Source organism: Streptomyces lincolnensis, assembly GCF_021173675.1.
GTDB classification, from domain to species: domain Bacteria; phylum Actinomycetota; class Actinomycetes; order Streptomycetales; family Streptomycetaceae; genus Streptomyces; species Streptomyces lincolnensis_B.
In genome coordinates, this window is record NZ_JAIHON010000010.1 from 344,979 (window position 1) to 363,153 (window position 18,175).

The window sequence follows — 18,175 nt, forward strand, 5'->3', positions numbered from 1 at the left end:
CCACTTCACATCGCCCTTTGTGGGCAAGGAGGTTCCGCATGTCCGGGCTCAGTATCAGCAGGCGTGGTCTTCTGGCGGGCGCATCGGCCCTCGGGGCGGGCGCGGCGCTCACCGCGTGCGGCGCCAAGACCGGCAGCACCTCGACGTCCGGCTCCGGCGCCAAGGCCGACACCTCCGGAGCCACCGTCAAGGTCGGTCTGCTGAACTCGCTCTCGGGCACGATGGCCATCAGCGAGGTGACCGTCCACAACGCGCTGCTCCTCGCGGTCAAGGAGATCAACGCCGCCGGCGGTGTCCTGGGCAAGAAGCTCAAGCCGATCAGCCAGGACGGCGCCTCCGACTGGCCGACCTTCGCCGAGAAGGCCGAGGCCCTGATCACCGACGACAAGGTCGTGGCCACCTTCGGCTGCTGGACCTCGGCCAGCCGCAAGGCCGTCAAGCCGGTCTTCGAGCGCTACAAGTCGCTGCTGTTCTACCCCGTGCAGTACGAGGGCCTGGAGCAGTCGCCGTACATCTTCTACGTCGGTGCCACCACCAACCAGCAGATCGTGCCCGCCCTGGACTACCTCAAGAAGCAGGGCCTGACGCGGCTGTACCTGGTGGGCAGCGACTACGTCTTCCCGCGCACCGCCAACAAGATCATCAAGGCGTACGCGAAGGCCCAGGGCATGACGGTGGTCGGCGAGGACTACGCGCCGCTGGGCTCCACGGAGTTCAGCACCATCGTCAACAAGGTCAAGGACGCCGGCGCCGACGCCGTGTTCAACACCCTCAACGGCGACAGCAACGTGGCCTTCTTCAAGGAGTACAAGTCCTCCGGGCTCACCGCGAAGAGCCTGCCGGTGCTGTCGGTCTCCATCGCCGAGGAGGAGGTCAAGAGCATCGGAACGCAGTACCTGGAAGGCCAGTTGACCGCCTGGAACTACTACGAGACCACTCCCGGCGCGGCCAACACGAAGTTCGTGGAGGCCTATCAGGCCGCCTACGGCAAGGACAAGCCGACCAGCGACCCGATGGAGGCGGCCTACATCTCGGTGTACCTGTGGAAGGAGATGGTCGAGAAGGCCGGCTCCTTCGACGTCGCCAAGGTCAAGGCGGCCTCCGACGGCATCGAACTCGACGCCCCCGAGGGCAAGGTGACCGTCGACGGCGCCACCCAGCACGTCTACAAGACGGCCCGGATCGGCAAGGTCGGCGCGGACGGCCTCATCGAGGAGGTCTGGAACTCGGGCAAGCCGATCGAGCCGGACCCGTACCTGAAGGGCTACTCCTGGGCCTCCGGCCTCTCCTGAGCGTCCCCGCGCAGGAACCCGGTCTCACCACGAGGCCGGGTCCCACGCGTGGCAGGCCCGCACCCCCGTCCCCGACCCGGAGCCGCTTCATGACGGTCGTCCTCAACCAGTCGTTCACCGGCATCAGCATCGGTGCCGTCCTTCTGCTCATCGCGCTCGGCCTGACCCTGACCTTCGGTCAGATGGGCGTGATCAACATGGCGCACGGCGAGTTCATCATGGCCGGCGCCTACACCACGTACGTGCTCCAGAAGTCCATCAGCAGCGCCGGCGTCTCCCTGCTGGTCGCCCTGCCCGTGGCCTTCCTGGTCGCCGGAGCCATGGGCGTGCTGCTCGAATGGCTCCTCATCCGGCGCCTGTACACCCGCCCGCTGGACACCCTGCTGGTCACCTGGGGTGTCTCGCTGATGCTCCAGCAACTGGCCCGGGACATCTTCGGCGCCCCGAACGTGCAGACCGCCGCGCCGAACCTGCTCACCGAGAACATCTCCGTCGGCGGCGGCATCACCCTCGCCAACAACCGGCTGTTCATCCTCGGCCTCGCCCTGCTGTGCGTGCTCGGCCTCACGGTCGTCCTGCGGCTGACGCCGCTGGGCCGCCGGATCCGGGCCGTCGTGCAGAACCGCGACCTCGCCGAGGTGTCCGGCATCTCCACCGGACGCGTCGACCGGACGACGTTCTTCATCGGCTCGGGCCTGGCGGGCGTGGCCGGCGTCGCGCTCACCCTCGTCGGCCCGATCGGCCCCACCATGGGCACCAACTACATCGTCGACGCCTTCCTCGTGGTGGTCGTCGGCGGCATCGGACAGCTCAAGGGCAGCGTGATCACGGCGTTCGTGCTCGGCGTGCTCCAGTCGGTGCTGGAGTACTCCACGACGGTCAGCGTCGCCAAGGTCGTCGTGCTCGTCGCGATCGTCGCCTTCCTCCAGTGGCGACCCCAGGGCCTGTACACACTGCGCACCCGGAGCCTGGCATGACGACCACGACCACGACCCCCGCCCCCGTCTCCCCGCCGCCGGTGTCCCGGCCGGCACGCTTCAAGGTGCCGGGCGCCTTCCTCCTCGGAGCCGTCCTCCTCCTGGGCGTCGCCCCGCTCGCCCTGTCGGACTTCCGGCTCAACCTCCTGGCCAAGTACCTGTGTTACGCGATCGTGGCCGTCGGCGTGAGCCTCGCCTGGGGCCGCGGCGGCCTGCTGGTCCTCGGCCAGGGCGTCTTCTTCGGCCTCGGCGGCTACGCCATGGCCATGCACCTCAAGCTCGCCGACGCCGCCGCCACCGGCCAGACCCTGCCCGACTTCATGCAGCTCTACGGCACCGGCGACACCCTCCCCTGGTGGTGGCAGCCGTTCGCCAACCCGCTGTTCGCGCTCGCCATGACCGTGCTGCTGCCGATGGCGGTCGCCGCGCTGCTCGGCTTCCTCGTCTTCCGCCGCCGGGTCAAGGGCGCCTACTTCGCGATCCTCAGCCAGGCCCTCGCCGCCGCCCTGTCCATCTGGCTGGTCGGCCAGCAGGCGACGACCGGCGGCACCAACGGCCTGACCGACATCCAGGGCTTCTTCGGCTACGACCTCAACGACCCGGTGAACCAGCGGATGGTGTACTTCGTCATCGCCGCCGTGCTGCTCCTGCTGATGGCGGCCGCCCGCCAGCTGTTCGTCAGCCGCTACGGCGAACTCCTCATCGCCGTACGGGACTCCGAGGAGCGGGTGCGCTTCCTCGGCTACGACCCGGCCAACGTCAAGCTCGTGGCGTACGTCGTCGCGGCCGGCATGGCGGGTCTGGCGGGTGCGCTGTTCGTCCCGGCCGTGGGCATCATCTCCCCGGCCCTGATCGGGATCGTGCCGTCCATCGGCTTCGTCATCGGCGCGGCGGTCGGCGGCCGGGCCTCGCTGGTGGGCGCGGTCCTCGGCGCGATCGCCGTGGCCTGGGCGCAGAGCACGCTCTCCGACGCCTTCCCCGCCGCGTGGACCTACCTCCAGGGGCTGCTGTTCGTCCTGGCGGTCGGCTTCCTGCCGGGCGGCCTGGCGTCCCTCGGTGCCGTCCTGCGCAGGCGACGCCCCCGGAACCGTACGACTGCCACGGGAGAGACAGCATGAGCGGCGAGGGACTGACCGTCCGCGATCTGCGGGTGACCTTCGACGGGTTCAAGGCCGTCGACGGCGTCGACCTGGACATCCGCCCCGGCGACCTGCGCTTCCTCATCGGACCGAACGGCGCGGGCAAGACGACCCTGGTCGACGCGGTCACCGGCCTGGTGAAGGCCACCGGCTCGGTGCGCTTCGGCGACGAGGAACTCCTCGGCAGGCCCGTGCACCGCATCGCCCGCCTGGGCATCGGCCGCACCTTCCAGACGGCCACGGTCTTCGAGGAGCTGACCGTCCTGCAGAACCTCGACATCGCCGCGGGCGCCGGACGCGGCCCGCTGACCATGCTGCGGCGCCGCAAAAGCGTCCCCGAGGCGGTCACGAAGGCCCTGGAGACCACCGGTCTGACCGACCTGCGCGACCGGCCGGCGGGCGTGCTGGCCCACGGCCAGAAGCAGTGGCTGGAGATCGGCATGCTGCTCGTGCAGGACGTGAAACTGCTGCTGCTCGACGAGCCGGTCGCCGGGATGAGTCACGACGAACGCGAGGCCACCGGCGCGCTGTTGCAGCGGGTGAGCGAGGACCACACCGTCGTCGTCATCGAGCACGACATGGACTTCATGCGCTCCTTCGCCCGCAGCGTCACCGTCCTGCACGCCGGCCAGGTCCTCAGCGAGGGCACGGTCGCCGAGGTCCAGGCCGACGCCAAGGTCCAGGAGGTCTACCTCGGGCGCGCCTCGGAACCCGAGCCGATCGCCGCTTCCCTGCCCGTCCCCGAGGAGGCGTGACACCCATGCTGGAGATCAACTCCGTCCAGGCCGGCTACGACCGCACCACCGTGCTGCACGGCGTGACCGTCACCGTCCCGAAGGACGGCGTCGCGACCGTCCTGGGGCACAACGGCGCCGGCAAGAGCACCCTGCTGCGCGCGGCCATGGGCCTGCTGAAGCCGAGGAGCGGCTCCGTCCTGCTGGACGGCGAGGACATCACCCACCTCGCCCCGAACCAGCGCGTGGCCCGGGGCATGGCCTACGTCCCCCAAGGACAGCAGTCCTTCCCCCACCTGACCACCGCCGAGAACCTCCAACTCGTCGCGGACGGCCGCCCCGAGGGCAAGGAGGCCGTGGCGGAGGCCCTGGACCTCTTCCCGGTCCTGCGGGAACTGTCCGGCCGGCGCGCGGGCCTGCTCTCCGGCGGCCAGCGCCAGCAACTCGCCATCGCCCGCGCGCTGATCACCCGCCCCAGACTCCTCCTCCTCGACGAGCCGACCGAGGGCATCCAGCCCTCCGTCGTCGCCGAGATCGAGGAGACGATCCTCGCCCTGACCCGGCGGGGCGGCCTGTCCGTCCTGCTGGTGGAACAGCACGTCGGCTTCGCCATGCGCGCCGCCCAGCGGTACTACGTGCTGGAGGCCGGGCGCGTGACCTCCTCGGGCGAGGGAGGCACGGGCGCCGAGCAGACCGTACGGGCCGCGCTCAGCGTGTGAGAAGGCCGGGCCGATGGGAGTGTCCCCATCGGCCCGGCCCCATTTCAGGAGCCGTCCCCGGCGAGGTCGTCGCGGACCTCACGGGCCGCCGCCACCAGGTGCTCCAGTGAGGCGCGCACCTCGGGCCAGCCGCGGGTCTTCAGGCCGCAGTCGGGATTCACCCACAGCCGTTCGGCCGGGATCGCCTCAAGTCCCTTGCGGAGCAGGGCCGCCGCCTCGGCGGTGCTGGGCACACGCGGGGAGTGGATGTCGTAGACACCGGGTCCCGCCTCCCTCGGGTAGCCGTGCTCGGCCAGTTCGCGGGCGACCTGCATGTGGGAGCGGGCCGCCTCCAGGCTGATGACATCGGCGTCCAGATCGTCGATCGCCCGGACGATGTCACCGAACTCGGCGTAGCACATGTGGGTGTGGATCTGGGTGCCGGAGCGCACCCCGCCGGTGGTCAGCCGGAAGGCCTCCGTCGCCCACGCCAGGTAATCCGGCCGGTCGGCGGTTCGCAGCGGCAGGGTCTCGCGCAGCGCGGGCTCGTCGACCTGGATGACCGAAGTCCCGGCCGCCTCCAGGTCGTTCACCTCCTCGCGCAGGGCGAGCGCGACCTGCCGGGCTGTCTCGGCGAGCGGCTGGTCGTCCCGGACGAAGGACCAGGCCAGCATGGTGACCGGACCGGTGAGCATGCCCTTGACCGGGCGCGCGGTCAGCGACTGGGCGTACGTCGTCCAGCGCACCGTCATCGGTTCCGGGCGGGAGATGTCGCCGGCCAGGATCGGCGGCCGGACGTAACGGGTGCCGTAGGACTGCACCCAGCCGTGCCGGGTGGCGAGGTAGCCGGTGAGCCGCTCGGCGAAGTACTGGACCATGTCGTTGCGTTCGGGCTCGCCGTGCACCAGGACGTCGATGCCGGCCTTCTCCTGGAAGGCGATCACCTCGCGGACCTCGGCCTCGATGCGCCGCTCGTACTCGGCGGCACCGATCCGCCCGGCCCTCAAGTCGGCGCGGGCGGTGCGCAGTTCGCCGGTCTGCGGGAACGAGCCGATGGTGGTGGTCGGCAGCACGGGCAGGCGGAGGCGGGCGCGCTGGGCCGTGACCCGCTCGGCGTAGGGTTGCGCGCGCCGGGTGTCGGCCTCGGTGACCGCGCTCGTGCGGGAGCGGACGGCGGGGTCGCGGGTGATGGGGGAGCGGGCGCGGGAGGCCAGGTCGGCCCGGTTGGCGGCCAGTTGGGCGGCGATCGTGTGGGTGCCGTGGGTCAGGCCGCGCCCCAGGGTGACGATCTCGTCCGTCTTCTGCCGGGCGAAGGCGAGCCAGCGTGCGATCTGCGGCGGGATGTCCGGCTCGGCGGAGGCGTCGAGCGGGACGTGCAGCAGGGAGCAGGAGGCGGCCACGTCGACCCGGTCGGCGAGGCCGAGCAGGGTACCCAGGACGGACAGGGACCGCTCCAGGTCGTTGATCCAGACGTTGCGGCCGTCGACCACCCCCGCGACCAGGCGCTTCCCGGGCAGGCCGCCGACCGCCGCGAGGCCGTCCAGGTTCGCGGCGGCCGGACCGGTGAAGTCCAGCGCGAGCCCGTCGACCGGCGCCTTGGCCAGCACGGGCAGGGCCTCGCCGAGCCGGTCGAAGTAGGAGGCCACCAGCAGCTTCGGCCGGTCGGTGAGCGCGCCGAGCTCACGGTAGGCGCGGGCGGCGGCGTTCAGGTCGGCCGGGGAGCGGTCCTGGACGAGGGCGGGCTCGTCCAGCTGGACCCAGGCGGCTCCGGCGGCGCGCAGGTCCGCGAGCACCTCGGCGTAGACGGGCAGCAGCCGGTCCAGCAGGGTCAGCGGGTCGAAGTCGGCCGCGACACCGGGTGCGGGCTTGGCCAGCAGCAGATAGGTGACCGGGCCGACCAGGACGGGCCGCGCGGTGAGCCCCAGCGCGAGGGCCTCCCGCAACTCGCCGACCTGCTTGGCCGAGTCGGCGGCGAACACGGTGTCGGGCCCCAACTCGGGCACCAGGTAGTGGTAGTTGGTGTCGAACCACTTCGTCATCTCCAGCGGCGCCACCTCCTGCGTGCCGCGGGCCATGGCGAAGTAGCCGTCCAGCGCGTCCCCCTCGACGGCGGCACGGTGCCGGGCGGGGATCGCGCCCACCATGACGGTGGTGTCCAGGACGTGGTCGTAGTACGAGAAGTTGCCGGTCGGCACCTCGTCCAGGCCGGCGTCGGCCAACTGCCGCCAGGCGGACCGGCGTAGGGCGGCCGCCGTCCGGTGGAGGCCGTCGGCGTCGACGCGGCCCTTCCAGTAGCCCTCGACCGCCTTCTTCAGTTCCCGGTCCGGGCCCTGGCGGGGATGGCCGTACACGGTGGACCGTGCTGCCGCGGCTGCGGACTTCGCTGTCACGGAACTCTCCTTCGCGAGCTGTTCACGTCGAACGACCCGGGTGACGGGGGAGAGGCGAAGGAAACGGCCGACCGGGCGGACGCATGTAGACCGTGCCCGCCCGTGTCCGCGTCGACCCGCCCTCGGGGTCACCGGGATCTCCGCGCACGAGCCGGTCGTACACGGGCAGTGGCAGGTCTTCGGACTCGCGGGCCCGCCTCGTGTCCCACGAGGCACCTACTGGCCGTCGCTTCCCGGATCCGCTGACCGGATCCAGTGCGTATGACGGCGGTCGTTCCCGCTCACCGCTGCGGGGCAGTCCCGGATTCCCACCGGGTTCCCTCTTGCGACGCGCCTGCCTGGCAGGCAGGGCGAACCAGCTGCGCGGCCAGCCTATACAGCCGGGGCCGCCTTGTCCTCCACCCCTCTTACCTGCAATTAATATGCAACAACGGAACGAGCGCAGTAAGGGTGTGAGGCCGATGGGGACGAGCCGGATACGAGGAGCCGCCGTCGTGGCGGTGATGGTCACGGGGGCCGTCGCCTGCTCGGCACCCGGCGGGGGTGGCAGCGGGGGAGGGGCCGCCGACTCGGTCGTGATCGGGGTGGCCTCCGAACCGGACACGCTCAACCCGCTGCTCGGCTACGGCAAGGACGGCAACTCCAAGATCTTCGACGGACTGCTGGCCCGGGACGCCGACCTGAAGCTCAGACCCGCGCTGGCCAAGGCGCTGCCCGAGGTCCGCGACGGCGGCCGCAGCTACACCTACACCCTGCGCGAGGGCGTCACCTTCAGCGACGGCGAGCCCCTGACCGCCGCCGACGTGGTCTTCACCTACCGGACCGTCCTGGACGAGAAGACCAACAACGCCGCCAGGAGCGAGCTGGACGCCGTCAAGGAGGTCCGCGCCGACGGCGACGACAAGGTCGTCTTCACGCTCAAGTACCCCTACGCGGCCTTCGCCGGACGCACCGTCCTGCCCATCGTGCCCGAGCACATCGCGGGCAAGCAGGACCCCAACACAGGAGCTTTCAACACGAAGCCGGTCGGCACCGGACCGTACGTCCTGGCCGGCTGGAGCAAGGGCGAGAAGCTCACCTTCAAGGCCAACCCGCGCTACTGGGGCGGCGCCCCGAAGGTGAAGAAGTTCACCATGGCGATCGTGGAGGACGACGACGTGCGCGCCACCCGGCTGCGCTCCGGCGACCTCGACGGCGCGATCCTCCCGCCCAACCTGGCCGCCACCTTCAAGGACGACGCTGACAGGCGGACGTACCGGGCCACGTCCTACGACTACCGCACCGTCACCCTCCCCACGGCCGGCAAGGTCACCGGCGACCGTGCGATCCGCCGGGCCCTCGACGCCGCCGTGGACCGCGAGGCCATGGTCGACACGATCCTCGACGGCGCGGGACGCCCCGCGTACGGGCCCCTGCCGAGCGACGACCCCTGGTTCGCGAAGGGCATCGAACGCGACCGGGACCTCGACCAGGCCAAGCGCCTGCTGGACCAGGCCGGCTGGAAGCCCGGAGCGGACGGCGTCCGCGCCAGGAACGGCACCCGGGCCGCCTTCACCCTGCTCTACCCGTCGGGCGACAAGGTCCGCCAGGAGCACGCCCTCGCCTACGCCTCCGACGCCAAGAAGGCCGGCATCGACGTCCAGGCCGAGTCCGCCACCTGGGAGGTCATCGAGCCGCGCATGAAGGACACCGCGGTGCTCGCGGGCTTCGGCAGCACCGGCGACCCCGACTTCGGCCTCTACACCATGCTGCACTCCTCCCTCGCCGGTAACGGCTTCAACAACATGGGCCGCTACGACAACCCGGCCGTGGACCGGGCCCTCGACACCGGCCGCCGCGCCCAGGACCCGGCCACCCGCAAGGCGGCGTACGACAGGCTCCAGCGCGCACTCGTCGAGGACCCCGGCTACACCTTCCTCACCCACATCGACCACCTGTACGTCCTCGCCGACCGCTGGGACGGACTGACCACCCAGGTCGAGCCGCACGAGCACGGCTTCGCCAGCGGCCCCTGGTGGAACATCGAGGACTGGCAGCCGACGGCATGAGCTCACTCCCCTGGGGAGCGATGGCCCGCCTGGCGGGACGGCGAGCCCTCTTCGCCGTCCCCGTCCTGCTCGTCGTCACCTTCGGCGTGTTCGCGATCGCCGCGGCCTCCCCCTTCGACCCCGTCAAGGCGTACGCCGGCACCGCCGCGCTCGGCGCCGACCAGGAGACCCTGGACCGGCTGCGCGCCAACCTCGGCGTGGACCGGCCCGTCGTCGCGCACTGGTGGGACTGGCTGACCGCAGCGGTCACCGGCGACCTCGGCGAGTCGAGCGTGCTGCGCCAGCCGGTGGCCCAGGTGATCGGCGAACGGCTCGTCTGGTCCACCCTGTTGTGCGCCGTCGCGTTCGCCGTGGCGGTCGTGACCGGCACCCTGCTCGGGGTGCTCGCCGCCCGCCGCCCCGGCTCCTGGCTCGACCGGACCGTCACCTCCCTCGCCTACACGCTGGAGGCCGCGCCGGTCTTCTGGATCGCGCTGCTCGCCATCTGGCTCTTCGCCCTCCAGTGGGGCGTGCTCCCGGCGGGCGGCCTGACCGACACCGCCAGCGAACAGGTCACCGCAGGACAGGTCGCGAGCCATATCGTGCTGCCCGCCGGCGTGCTCGCCGTCTCCCAGCTGCCCTGGTTCACGCTCTACGTCCGTCAGGGCGTCGGCGACGCCCTCGCCGAGGACCCCGTGCGCGGCGCCCGCGCCCGCGGCCTGAGCGAACGCACCGTCCTGCTCGGCCACGCCCTGCGCTCCGGACTGCTGCCCGTGCTCACCCTGATCGGCTCCCGCGTGCCCGAACTCATCACCGGCGCCCTGCTGGTGGAGAGCGTCTTCAGCTGGCCGGGCATCGCCGCCGCCACCGTCGAGGCGGCCACCGCCGTCGACTTCCCGCTGCTGGCCGCCCTGACCGTGCTGGCCACCGCCGCTGTCCTGGTCGGCAACCTGCTCGCGGACCTGCTCTACGGACTCTTCGACCCGAGGGTGAAGCTCAATGACATGTGACTCCCATGGCTGAGGCGGCGATCGAGAGAACCTGGCGCTCCCACGGCACCCGGCGCCGCTCCACCCGCACCCTGCGGGTGCGCACCTCCGGCGCGCTGGTCGCCCTGACCGTCCTCGCGGTCCTGCTCGTGCCGCCGATCGTCCAGCTCGACCAGCAGGCCGTCGACCTGGCCGCGAAGCTACAACCACCGTCCTGGGAGCACCCGTTCGGTACCGACGACGTCGGCCGCGACCTGCTGCTGCGCTGCGTCTACGGCCTGCGGGTCTCCCTGCTCGTGGGCGTGGCCGCGGCCCTGACCGCCACGATCGTCGGGACCGCCGTGGGAGCCCTCGCCGGCGCCCTGGGCGGCTGGGCGGACCGGGCCGTCATGCGGCTCGTCGACACCTTCTCGTCCGTGCCCCACCTGCTGCTCGGCATCTTCGTCGTCGCCATGTTCCGCCCCGGCGTCTGGCCGGTGGTGGTCTCGGTGGCGCTCACCCACTGGCTGTCCACGGCCCGGATCGTCCGCGCCGAGGTGCTCTCCCTGCGCGCCCGCCCCTACATCGACGCGGCCGTCTCCGGGGGCGCCTCCCGGTGGCGCGTGACGGTACGGCACCTGCTGCCCGCTGTGGCGCCCCAGGCCGCCCTCGCCGCCGTACTCATGGTGCCGCACGCCATGTGGCACGAGTCCGCCCTGTCCTTCCTCGGACTCGGACTGCCCGCGCACACGGCGAGCCTCGGCACCCTCATCCAGAGCGCGCGCGGCTCGCTCCTCGCCGGTCAGTGGTGGCCGACGCTCTTCCCCGGCCTGTTCATCATCATCCCGACCCTCGCCCTCGCCGGACTCGCCGGTGCTTGGCGGGAACGGATCAACCCCCGCCGCCGATCGGAGCTGATGCTGTGACCCAGCGACCCGTGGTGCTGTCCGTACGCGGACTGTCGGTGCGGTTCCGGATGCCGGGCGGGCGCGTTGTCGCCGCCGTCACCGATGCCCACTTCGACGTGGCGGCCGGCGAGTGCCTGGCCCTGATCGGCGAGAGCGGCTGCGGCAAGTCCGTGCTCGCCTCCGCTCTCCTCGGCCTGCTCCCCGCCAACGCGCAGACGGCCGGCGAGGCCCGCCTCGGCGATCTCGACCTGCTCACCGCCGACGAACGCACCCTCGCCCGGACCGTACGGGGCCGCCGGATCGGCCTCGTCCCGCAGAGCCCGGCGGCCCACCTCACCCCCGTCCGTACCGTCCGCGCCCAGCTGGCCGAGACGGTGGCCGCACTCACCGGTGTCCGGGGCCGGGACGCCCTGGACACGGCCACCCGGGCGGCGGCGGCACGCGCCGCGTTCCCCGAGGACCACCTCGACCGCCATCCGCACGAACTCTCCGGCGGCCTCGCCCAGCGCGCCGCCACCGCCCTCGCCCTCGTCGGCGACGCCTCGCTGCTGGTCGCCGACGAACCGACCACCGGGCTCGACCGCGACCTGGTGGACCGCACGGTCGAGGAACTCCGCCGGCACGTCGACGCCCCCGACGGCACCGGCGCGCCCGGCCGGGCCCTGCTGATGATCACGCATGACCTGGAGGCCGCCGAGCGCATCGCCGACCGGATCGCCGTCATGTACGCCGGGCGCATCGTGGAACTCACCGACGCCGACACCTTCTTCGGCTCGCCCGGCCCCCGCCACCCCTACAGCCGCGGCCTTCTGCAGGCCCTCCCCGACCGCGCCTTCACTCCCATCCCCGGCATGCCCCCCGAACTCGGCGCCCTGCCCGACGGCTGCGCGTTCGCGGCCCGTTGCGCGTGGGCCACGGACGCCTGCGGGGCGGTGCCGGAGCTGACGGCCGCGGCTGCCTGCGCCACGGCGCCGGTGACGACGGGCGGGGGCCTCCCGACCGCCGCCGAAGCGCTCAGGACCGGCGCCGCACCGCCCCCGGCAGCCGCCGTCGCCTGTCACCACCCGCACATGCCGGAGGACATCCGTGCTTGAACTGCGCGCCATCACCGCCGGCTACGACCGCCGCACCCCCGTGGTGCGGGACGTCTCCCTGACCGTGGAGCCCGGCGAGGCCGTCGGTCTCCTCGGCCCCAGCGGGTGCGGGAAGTCCACCCTCGCCCGGGTCGCCGCCCTGCTGCACCGCCCCGACTCCGGCACGCTGCTCCTGGACGGCGCACCCGTACGGCACTGGCGCCACCGCGCACCACGGGAGGTGCGCACCGCCTTCGGGGTCGTCTTCCAGCAGCCCCGCCTGTCCGCCGACCCCCGGCTGCGCCTGGACGACCTGATCGCCGAACCCCTGCGCGCCACCGGCCGCCGCGAGGAGGCTCCCGACCGGGTCGCCGAACTCGCCGCGACCGTCGGTCTGACCCCCGACCTGCTCGGCCGCCGCCCCCACGAGGTCAGTGACGGCCAGCTCCAGCGCGCCTGTCTGGCCCGCGCCCTCGTGCTGCGCCCGCGCCTGCTGGTCTGCGACGAGATGACCTCCATGCTCGACGCCTCCACCGCCGCCGCGCTGGTCGCGGTCGTGGAGGACTACCGCCGGTCCACCGGCGCGGGACTGCTCGCCGTCGGGCACGACCGCACCCTGCTGCGGCGCTGGTGCGACCGCACGGTCCACTGGGACGACATCGCACGGGCCGGGGGCCCGAACCCGCGGGTGTGATTCCGGCTTCGTTTCCCCGGGTCTTGCCGGGCCCGGGGAAACACGTCACACTGGTACCGAACGAATGGTCGGTTGGGAAGCTGGTATCGATGACCACGACACACTCCGCCGAGGCCGGGGCGCCGTCCGAGCAGGGGCTTCAGGAGCACTTCGACGCGACGATCGCGCGTGACCAGCGGATCGAGCCGCGCGACTGGATGCCGGAGGGCTACCGCAAGACCCTGGTGCGGCAGATCGCCCAGCACGCGCACTCGGAGATCATCGGCATGCAGCCCGAGGGCGAGTGGATCACTCGCGCGCCCTCGCTGCGCCGCAAGGCCATCCTGTTCGCCAAGGTCCAGGACGAGGCCGGGCACGGCCTCTACCTGTACTCGGCGGCCGAGACCCTCGGCGCCGACCGCGCGGACCTCACCGAGCGGCTGATCGAGGGCCGCCAGAAGTACTCCTCGATCTTCAATTACCCGACCCTCTCCTTCGCCGACGTCGGAGTGATCGGCTGGTTCGTGGACGGCGCCGCGATCTGCAACCAGGTACCGCTGTGCCGCAGCTCCTACGGGCCGTACGCGCGCGCGATGGTGCGGATCTGCAAGGAGGAGTCCTTCCACCAACGGCAGGGCTACGAACTGCTGATGACGATGATGCGCGGCACCGAGGCCCAGCGCGCGATGGTCCAGGACGCCGTGAACCGCTGGTGGTGGCCGTCCCTGATGATGTTCGGCCCGCCCGACGACGCCTCGCCCAACTCCGCGCAGTCCATGGCCTGGAAGATCAAGCGGCACTCCAACGACGAACTGCGCCAACGCTTCGTCGACATGACCGTCCCCCAGGCCGAGAAGCTCGGCGTCACCCTCCCCGACCCCGAGCTGCGCTGGAACGCCGAGCGCGGCCGGCACGACTTCGGCACCCCCGACTGGGACGAACTGCTGCGCGTCATCAAGGGTCACGGCCCGTGCAACGACCAGCGGATGGAACGGCGGCGCACCGCCCACGAGAACGGCGGCTGGGTCCGCGAGGCCGCCACCGCCCACGCGGCCAAGCAGGCGGCCCGAGCGCGGAAGGGAGCGGTGGCATGAGCCCCGGGAAGCAGGACTGGCCCCTGTACGAGGTGTTCGTGCGCGGCAAGCGCGGCCTGAACCACGTCCACGTGGGCTCGCTGCACGCCGCCGACGACACCATGGCCCTCACCCACGCCCGCGACCTGTACACGCGGCGCAACGAGGGCGTGAGCATCTGGGTGGTGCGCTCGGAGCACATCGCCGCCTCCACCCGGGACGAGAAGGATCCCTTCTTCGCCCCCAGCGCCGACAAGGTGTACCGCCATCCCACCTTCTACGACATCCCGGACGACGTCCCGCACATCTGAGGAGAGGGCAGTGAGCGACGACCACGTCTACCTGACCCTCGCCGAGGGCCACGAGGACGACGCCCGCTGGGCGTACGGCACCGGCTTCGAGGACCCCCTGCACGGCGTGGACACCACCGTGCCCGAGGGCGTCGACGCGACCGAACTGGCCGCGCTGTGTGTCGCGTTGGCCGACGACGCCCTGGTCTCGGCCCAGCGGCTCGCCGAGTGGACCACCCGCGCGCCCGAACTGGAGGAGGAGGTCGCCCTCGCCAACATCGGCCTCGACCTCCTCGGCCAGGCCCGCCTGCTCTACACCCGAGCGGGCCAGGCCGACGGCACCGGCCGCGACGAGGACGCCTACGCCTACTTCCGGGACGCCGGCGAGTTCCGCTGCGTACGGCTGGCCGAACTGCCGGACGGTGACTTCGCGTTCACCGTCGTGCGGCTGCTGGTGCTGTCCAGCTGGCGGCTGGCCCACTTCGAGCAGCTCGCCGCGCACCCCGACCCGGTGCTGTCGGCGATCGCCGCGAAGGGCGTCAAGGAGCTGGCCTACCACCGCCAGTACGCCGCCGAATGGGCGGTGCGCCTGGGCGACGGCACCGAGGAGTCCCACCGCCGGACGCGCAAGGCGCTGGAGCAGGTCGCCCCGTACTTCGGAGAGCTGTTCACCGCCTATGACGTGCGGGACGAGGTCGTCGCGGTCCTGCGCCAGGTCGTCGAGGCCGCCGGACTGCCCATGCCGGTCTACCGGCCGCTGCCCGGATCCGGCCGGCAGGGCGAGCACACCGAGCATCTCGCCCCGCTGCTGGCCGAGTTGCAGAGCGTGGCCCGCGCCCACCCGGAGGCGACATGGTGACCACCCTGACGGACGTCCGGCGGGCCCGGCGCGTCGCCGAGCAGGTCCCGGACCCCGAATTGCCCATGCTGACCCTGGCCGACCTGGGCGTCCTGCGCGATGTCGAGGTGACCGGGGACGGCACGGTGGTGGCGAGCCTGACCCCGACCTACTCCGGCTGCCCGGCCATGGCCGAGATGCGCGCGGACGTCGCCGCCCGGCTGCGCGAGGCGGGATACGCGCGCGTGGAGATCCGCACGGTCCTGAACCCGCCGTGGACCACCGACTGGATCACCCCGCAGGGCCGCCGCAAGCTCACCGAGCACGGCATCGCCCCGCCCGGGGCCGCTCCCCGCCCGGCGTCCGGTCCGCTCCCACTCGTGCTGTCACCCACCCGGCGCACGGTGGCCTGCCCCCGCTGCGGCTCCGCGGACACCGAGGAGACCTCCCGCTTCGCCGCCACCTCCTGCAAGGCCCTGTGGCGCTGCCGCACCTGCCGCGAGCCGTTCGAGTACGTCAAGGAGATCTGATGGCCGCCCCGAACCCTGCGACCACCTCGGCCCCGAACGGCGTGCCGGCCCCGGATGCGGTGACTCCGACGGGCTCGGAAGTCCCGCACGGCTCGGCCGTTGGCGACGCGATGCCTGCGATGGGTTCGGCTGCCCCGAGCCCCGCTGCCTCGGCCGCCCGGCACAGTTCGGCCGCGCCGGACGCGGTGGCCCCGAAGAGCTCAGCCGCCCCGGACGTCTCGGTTGCGGCCGACGCCATGCCCGCGAGGGACGCGGCTGCCTCCGCCTCAACGACCCCGGATGGTTCGGCCGATGCCGAGCCGCCCACCCTGAACCCCGCGCCCGTCCCCGCGCGCACCCGCCGTCGCCCTGCCTTCCACCGGCTGCGCGTCGCCGGAATCCAGCCGCTGTGCGCGGACGCGGCGGCCGTCGGCTTCGAGATCCCGGACGACCTGGCCGCGGAGTTCGCCTTCGCGCCGGGCCAGTCGCTGACCCTGCGGCGCGAGATCGACGGACGGGACGAGCGCCGCTCGTACTCGATCTGCTCGCCCGTCGGCGCGGTACCGCGCATCGGGGTGCGGGTGGTGCCCGGCGGACTGTTCTCGTCGTGGCTGGTCAACGAGGTGCGCCCCGGTGACACGGTCGAGGTGATGGCCCCCACCGGCGCCTTCACCCCGGACCTGACCACCCCAGGTCACCACGTGCTGATCGCGGCCGGCTCGGGCATCACCCCCATGATCTCCATCGCCGAGTCCGTCCTGTCCGCCGACTCCCGCTCGACGGTCACCCTGTTTTACGGCAACCGCCGCACCGACACGGTGATGTTCGCCGACGAGCTGGCCGACCTGAAGGACCTCCACCCGGCCCGCTTCCAGCTCGCGCACGTCCTGTCCCGTGAGCCCAGGGAGGCGGAGGTGCTCTCCGGGCGTCTGGACGCGGACCGGCTCTCCCTGCTCATCGGCTCCCTGGTCGACGTCGAGAACGCCGACCACTGGTGGCTGTGCGGCCCGCACGGCATGGTCCGCGACGCCCGCCAGGTCCTGGCCGATCTCGGCGTGCCCGGGGACCGCGTCCACCAGGAGCTGTTTTACGCGGACGACGAGCCCGTGCGGGAGGTCCACCACAAGGAGGCCGCCGTCGACGGACCCGTCAGCCAGGTCACCGTCACCCTCGACGGCCGTACGACCACCTCCGCCCTGCCCCGCGGCCGCAGCATTCTCGACGGCGCCCAGCAGACCCGCCTCGACCTGCCCTTCGCCTGCAAGGGCGGTGTCTGCGGCACCTGCCGCGCCCTGGTCACCGACGGCGAGGCGGACATGCGGCGCAACTTCGCCCTCGAAGCGGCCGAGGTCGACGCGGGCTACGTCCTGACCTGCCAGTCGTACCCGGTCTCCGAGACGCTGAGCGTCGACTACGACAGCTGAGCAGGCCCCGGTGCCGTGGGCGCGGGCCCGCTGCTGCCCCGGACGACCAGGTCCACCGGGACCAGCGACTCGGGCCGGGGCGGCTCGGGGGAGCCGTCGATCCGGTTCAGCAGCAGCCGCAGCGAGCGGGTGCCGATCTCCGCGAAGTCGGTGCGCACCGTGGTCAGTGGCGGCAGGAAGTGGGCCGCCTCCGGGATGTCGTCGTAGCCGACGACGCTGACGTCATCGGGCACCGAGCGGCCCGCCTCGTGCAGGGCGTGCAGGACACCCAGGGCCATCTGGTCGTTGGAGACGAACACCGCCGTCACGTCCGGGCGCGCGGCCAGACGGCGGCCCAGGTCGTAGCCGGACCCGGCACTCCAGTCGCCGACGAGCGGCTCGGGGATCTCGACGCCCGCCGTCCGCAGTGTGGACCGCCAGCTGGTCAGGCGGTGTTCGGCGGAGGTCCAGCCGGTCGGGCCCGCGAGGTGCCACACGGTCGCGTGGCCGAGCCCCAGCAGATGTTCGGTCGCCTTGCGGGCCCCGGCCCGTGAGTCGCCCGTGGCCAGCTGGGTCTCCGCGTCACGGCCGTTCTCCAGGACCACCAGCGGTGTGTCCAGGGAGGTGTCGGCCAGCGCCCGGCCCACCCACAGCTGCGGGGCGATGGCGATCACCCCGTCGGCGCCCTCGGCCGACAGCCGGTCCACGGCCTCCACCACGGTGTCGTGGTCGGCGGTGTCCAGGGCGATGGAACTGACCAGGTAACCGGCCTCCTGCGCGGCGGTGTTGATCGCGGTGAGGATCGAGGCGGGCCCGTAGCGGGCGGCGTCGAAGGAGATGACGCCGAGCATCCGGGTCCGCCCGCTGGCCAGGGACCTGGCACTGCGGCTGGGCCGGTAGCCGAGCGTGCGCATGGCCTCCAGGACCGCCGCGCGCGTCTCGGCGCGGACGGACGGATGGTCGTTCAGCACGCGGGAGACGGTCTGCTTGGAGACGCCGGCCAGCCGGGCCACGTCGTCCATCACGGGGCGCGCCCCCGCGAAGTTCCGTCTGCTGCGCCCCTTCGGAACGGCTCCGCCGGTGGCGCTTGGGGTCATGATGGCTGTGTCCTCGGCATCGGTGCGGCGGTCCGGTCCCGCCCGGCAGGACCACAGCATAGGCGGGACGCCGTGCGGGACCCGGG

General features: G+C 72.3%; 17 protein-coding genes and 1 riboswitch. Of the genes, 15 read left to right on the forward strand and 2 right to left on the reverse strand.

The features are described from left to right. Positions 1 to 38 precede the first annotated feature (38 nt). The 5 genes from urtA to urtE all read left to right on the forward strand — a co-directional run bounded on the left by urtA (position 39) and on the right by urtE (position 4,861). Positions 39 to 1,292: an urea ABC transporter substrate-binding protein gene (urtA, locus tag K4B79_RS30590; protein WP_232030420.1), complete on the forward strand. Its 1,254-nt coding sequence runs from the start codon at positions 39 to 41 to the stop codon at positions 1,290 to 1,292. Between the two features lie 89 nt (positions 1,293 to 1,381). Next, positions 1,382 to 2,269 (forward strand): urea ABC transporter permease subunit UrtB, encoded by an 888-nt coding sequence (gene urtB, locus K4B79_RS30595; RefSeq protein WP_232030421.1) that lies wholly within the window; start codon positions 1,382 to 1,384, stop codon positions 2,267 to 2,269. Continuing rightward, positions 2,266 to 3,387 (forward strand): urea ABC transporter permease subunit UrtC, encoded by a 1,122-nt coding sequence (gene urtC, locus K4B79_RS30600; RefSeq protein ID WP_232030422.1) that lies wholly within the window; start codon positions 2,266 to 2,268, stop codon positions 3,385 to 3,387. The genes urtB and urtC overlap by 4 nt, the downstream gene beginning before the upstream one ends. Then, positions 3,384 to 4,163, forward strand: coding sequence for an urea ABC transporter ATP-binding protein UrtD (urtD, locus tag K4B79_RS30605; RefSeq protein ID WP_232030423.1), 780 nt, complete (start codon positions 3,384 to 3,386; stop codon positions 4,161 to 4,163). The genes urtC and urtD overlap by 4 nt, the downstream gene beginning before the upstream one ends. A 5-nt stretch (positions 4,164 to 4,168) precedes the next feature. Continuing rightward, on the forward strand, positions 4,169 to 4,861 hold the full coding sequence (gene urtE, locus K4B79_RS30610; protein WP_232030539.1) for an urea ABC transporter ATP-binding subunit UrtE: 693 nt from the start codon (positions 4,169 to 4,171) through the stop codon (positions 4,859 to 4,861). Between the two features lie 44 nt (positions 4,862 to 4,905). On the opposite strand, the gene metE is transcribed toward urtE, so the two are convergent. Continuing rightward, positions 4,906 to 7,230, reverse strand: coding sequence for a 5-methyltetrahydropteroyltriglutamate--homocysteine S-methyltransferase (gene metE, locus K4B79_RS30615; RefSeq protein WP_232030424.1), 2,325 nt, complete (start codon positions 7,228 to 7,230; stop codon positions 4,906 to 4,908). A 153-nt stretch (positions 7,231 to 7,383) separates the two neighbouring features. Continuing rightward, positions 7,384 to 7,606, reverse strand: a riboswitch (cobalamin riboswitch). An 85-nt stretch (positions 7,607 to 7,691) separates the two neighbouring features. On the opposite strand from metE, the gene K4B79_RS30620 reads away from it, so the two are divergent. The 10 genes from K4B79_RS30620 to paaE all read left to right on the forward strand — a co-directional run bounded on the left by K4B79_RS30620 (position 7,692) and on the right by paaE (position 17,013). After that, positions 7,692 to 9,278 (forward strand): ABC transporter substrate-binding protein, encoded by a 1,587-nt coding sequence (locus tag K4B79_RS30620; protein ID WP_232030425.1) that lies wholly within the window; start codon positions 7,692 to 7,694, stop codon positions 9,276 to 9,278. Positions 9,279 to 9,298: 20 nt separating this feature from the next. Then, positions 9,299 to 10,267, forward strand: coding sequence for an ABC transporter permease (locus tag K4B79_RS30625; RefSeq protein WP_232030541.1), 969 nt, complete (start codon positions 9,299 to 9,301; stop codon positions 10,265 to 10,267). A gap of 5 nt (positions 10,268 to 10,272) precedes the next feature. Continuing rightward, positions 10,273 to 11,151: an ABC transporter permease gene (locus tag K4B79_RS30630; RefSeq protein ID WP_232030427.1), complete on the forward strand. Its 879-nt coding sequence runs from the start codon at positions 10,273 to 10,275 to the stop codon at positions 11,149 to 11,151. Continuing rightward, entirely contained in the window at positions 11,148 to 12,227 is a 1,080-nt protein-coding gene (locus K4B79_RS30635) for an ABC transporter ATP-binding protein (protein ID WP_232030429.1), read from the forward strand. The genes K4B79_RS30630 and K4B79_RS30635 overlap by 4 nt, the downstream gene beginning before the upstream one ends. After that, positions 12,220 to 12,900 carry an ABC transporter ATP-binding protein gene (locus K4B79_RS30640; protein ID WP_232030431.1) on the forward strand — a complete coding sequence of 227 codons (681 nt, stop codon included), beginning with the start codon at positions 12,220 to 12,222 and terminating at the stop codon, positions 12,898 to 12,900. The genes K4B79_RS30635 and K4B79_RS30640 overlap by 8 nt, the downstream gene beginning before the upstream one ends. 89 nt (positions 12,901 to 12,989) lie before the next feature. Further along, positions 12,990 to 13,973 carry a 1,2-phenylacetyl-CoA epoxidase subunit PaaA gene (paaA, locus tag K4B79_RS30645; protein ID WP_232030433.1) on the forward strand — a complete coding sequence of 328 codons (984 nt, stop codon included), beginning with the start codon at positions 12,990 to 12,992 and terminating at the stop codon, positions 13,971 to 13,973. Then, on the forward strand, positions 13,970 to 14,263 hold the full coding sequence (paaB, locus tag K4B79_RS30650) for a 1,2-phenylacetyl-CoA epoxidase subunit PaaB (RefSeq protein WP_232030435.1): 294 nt from the start codon (positions 13,970 to 13,972) through the stop codon (positions 14,261 to 14,263). Before paaA ends, paaB begins: the two co-directional genes overlap by 4 nt. A gap of 10 nt (positions 14,264 to 14,273) precedes the next feature. Next, complete coding sequence (gene paaC, locus K4B79_RS30655) at positions 14,274 to 15,101, forward strand: 1,2-phenylacetyl-CoA epoxidase subunit PaaC (protein ID WP_232030437.1); 828 nt, start codon at positions 14,274 to 14,276, stop codon at positions 15,099 to 15,101. After that, positions 15,095 to 15,610, forward strand: a complete 516-nt coding sequence (paaD, locus tag K4B79_RS30660) for a 1,2-phenylacetyl-CoA epoxidase subunit PaaD (protein ID WP_232030439.1) — start codon at positions 15,095 to 15,097, stop codon at positions 15,608 to 15,610. Before paaC ends, paaD begins: the two co-directional genes overlap by 7 nt. A gap of 236 nt (positions 15,611 to 15,846) precedes the next feature. Beyond that, the gene (gene paaE, locus K4B79_RS30665) at positions 15,847 to 17,013 is read left to right on the forward strand and encodes a 1,2-phenylacetyl-CoA epoxidase subunit PaaE (RefSeq protein ID WP_374208528.1); all 1,167 of its coding nucleotides are present in this window, start codon (positions 15,847 to 15,849) and stop codon (positions 17,011 to 17,013) included. On the opposite strand, the gene K4B79_RS30670 is transcribed toward paaE, so the two are convergent. Then, positions 17,001 to 18,089, reverse strand: a complete 1,089-nt coding sequence (locus K4B79_RS30670) for a LacI family DNA-binding transcriptional regulator (RefSeq protein ID WP_232030442.1) — start codon at positions 18,087 to 18,089, stop codon at positions 17,001 to 17,003. The two genes, paaE and K4B79_RS30670, sit on opposite strands and share 13 nt — an antisense overlap. Between the last annotated feature and the right edge of the window lie 86 nt (positions 18,090 to 18,175).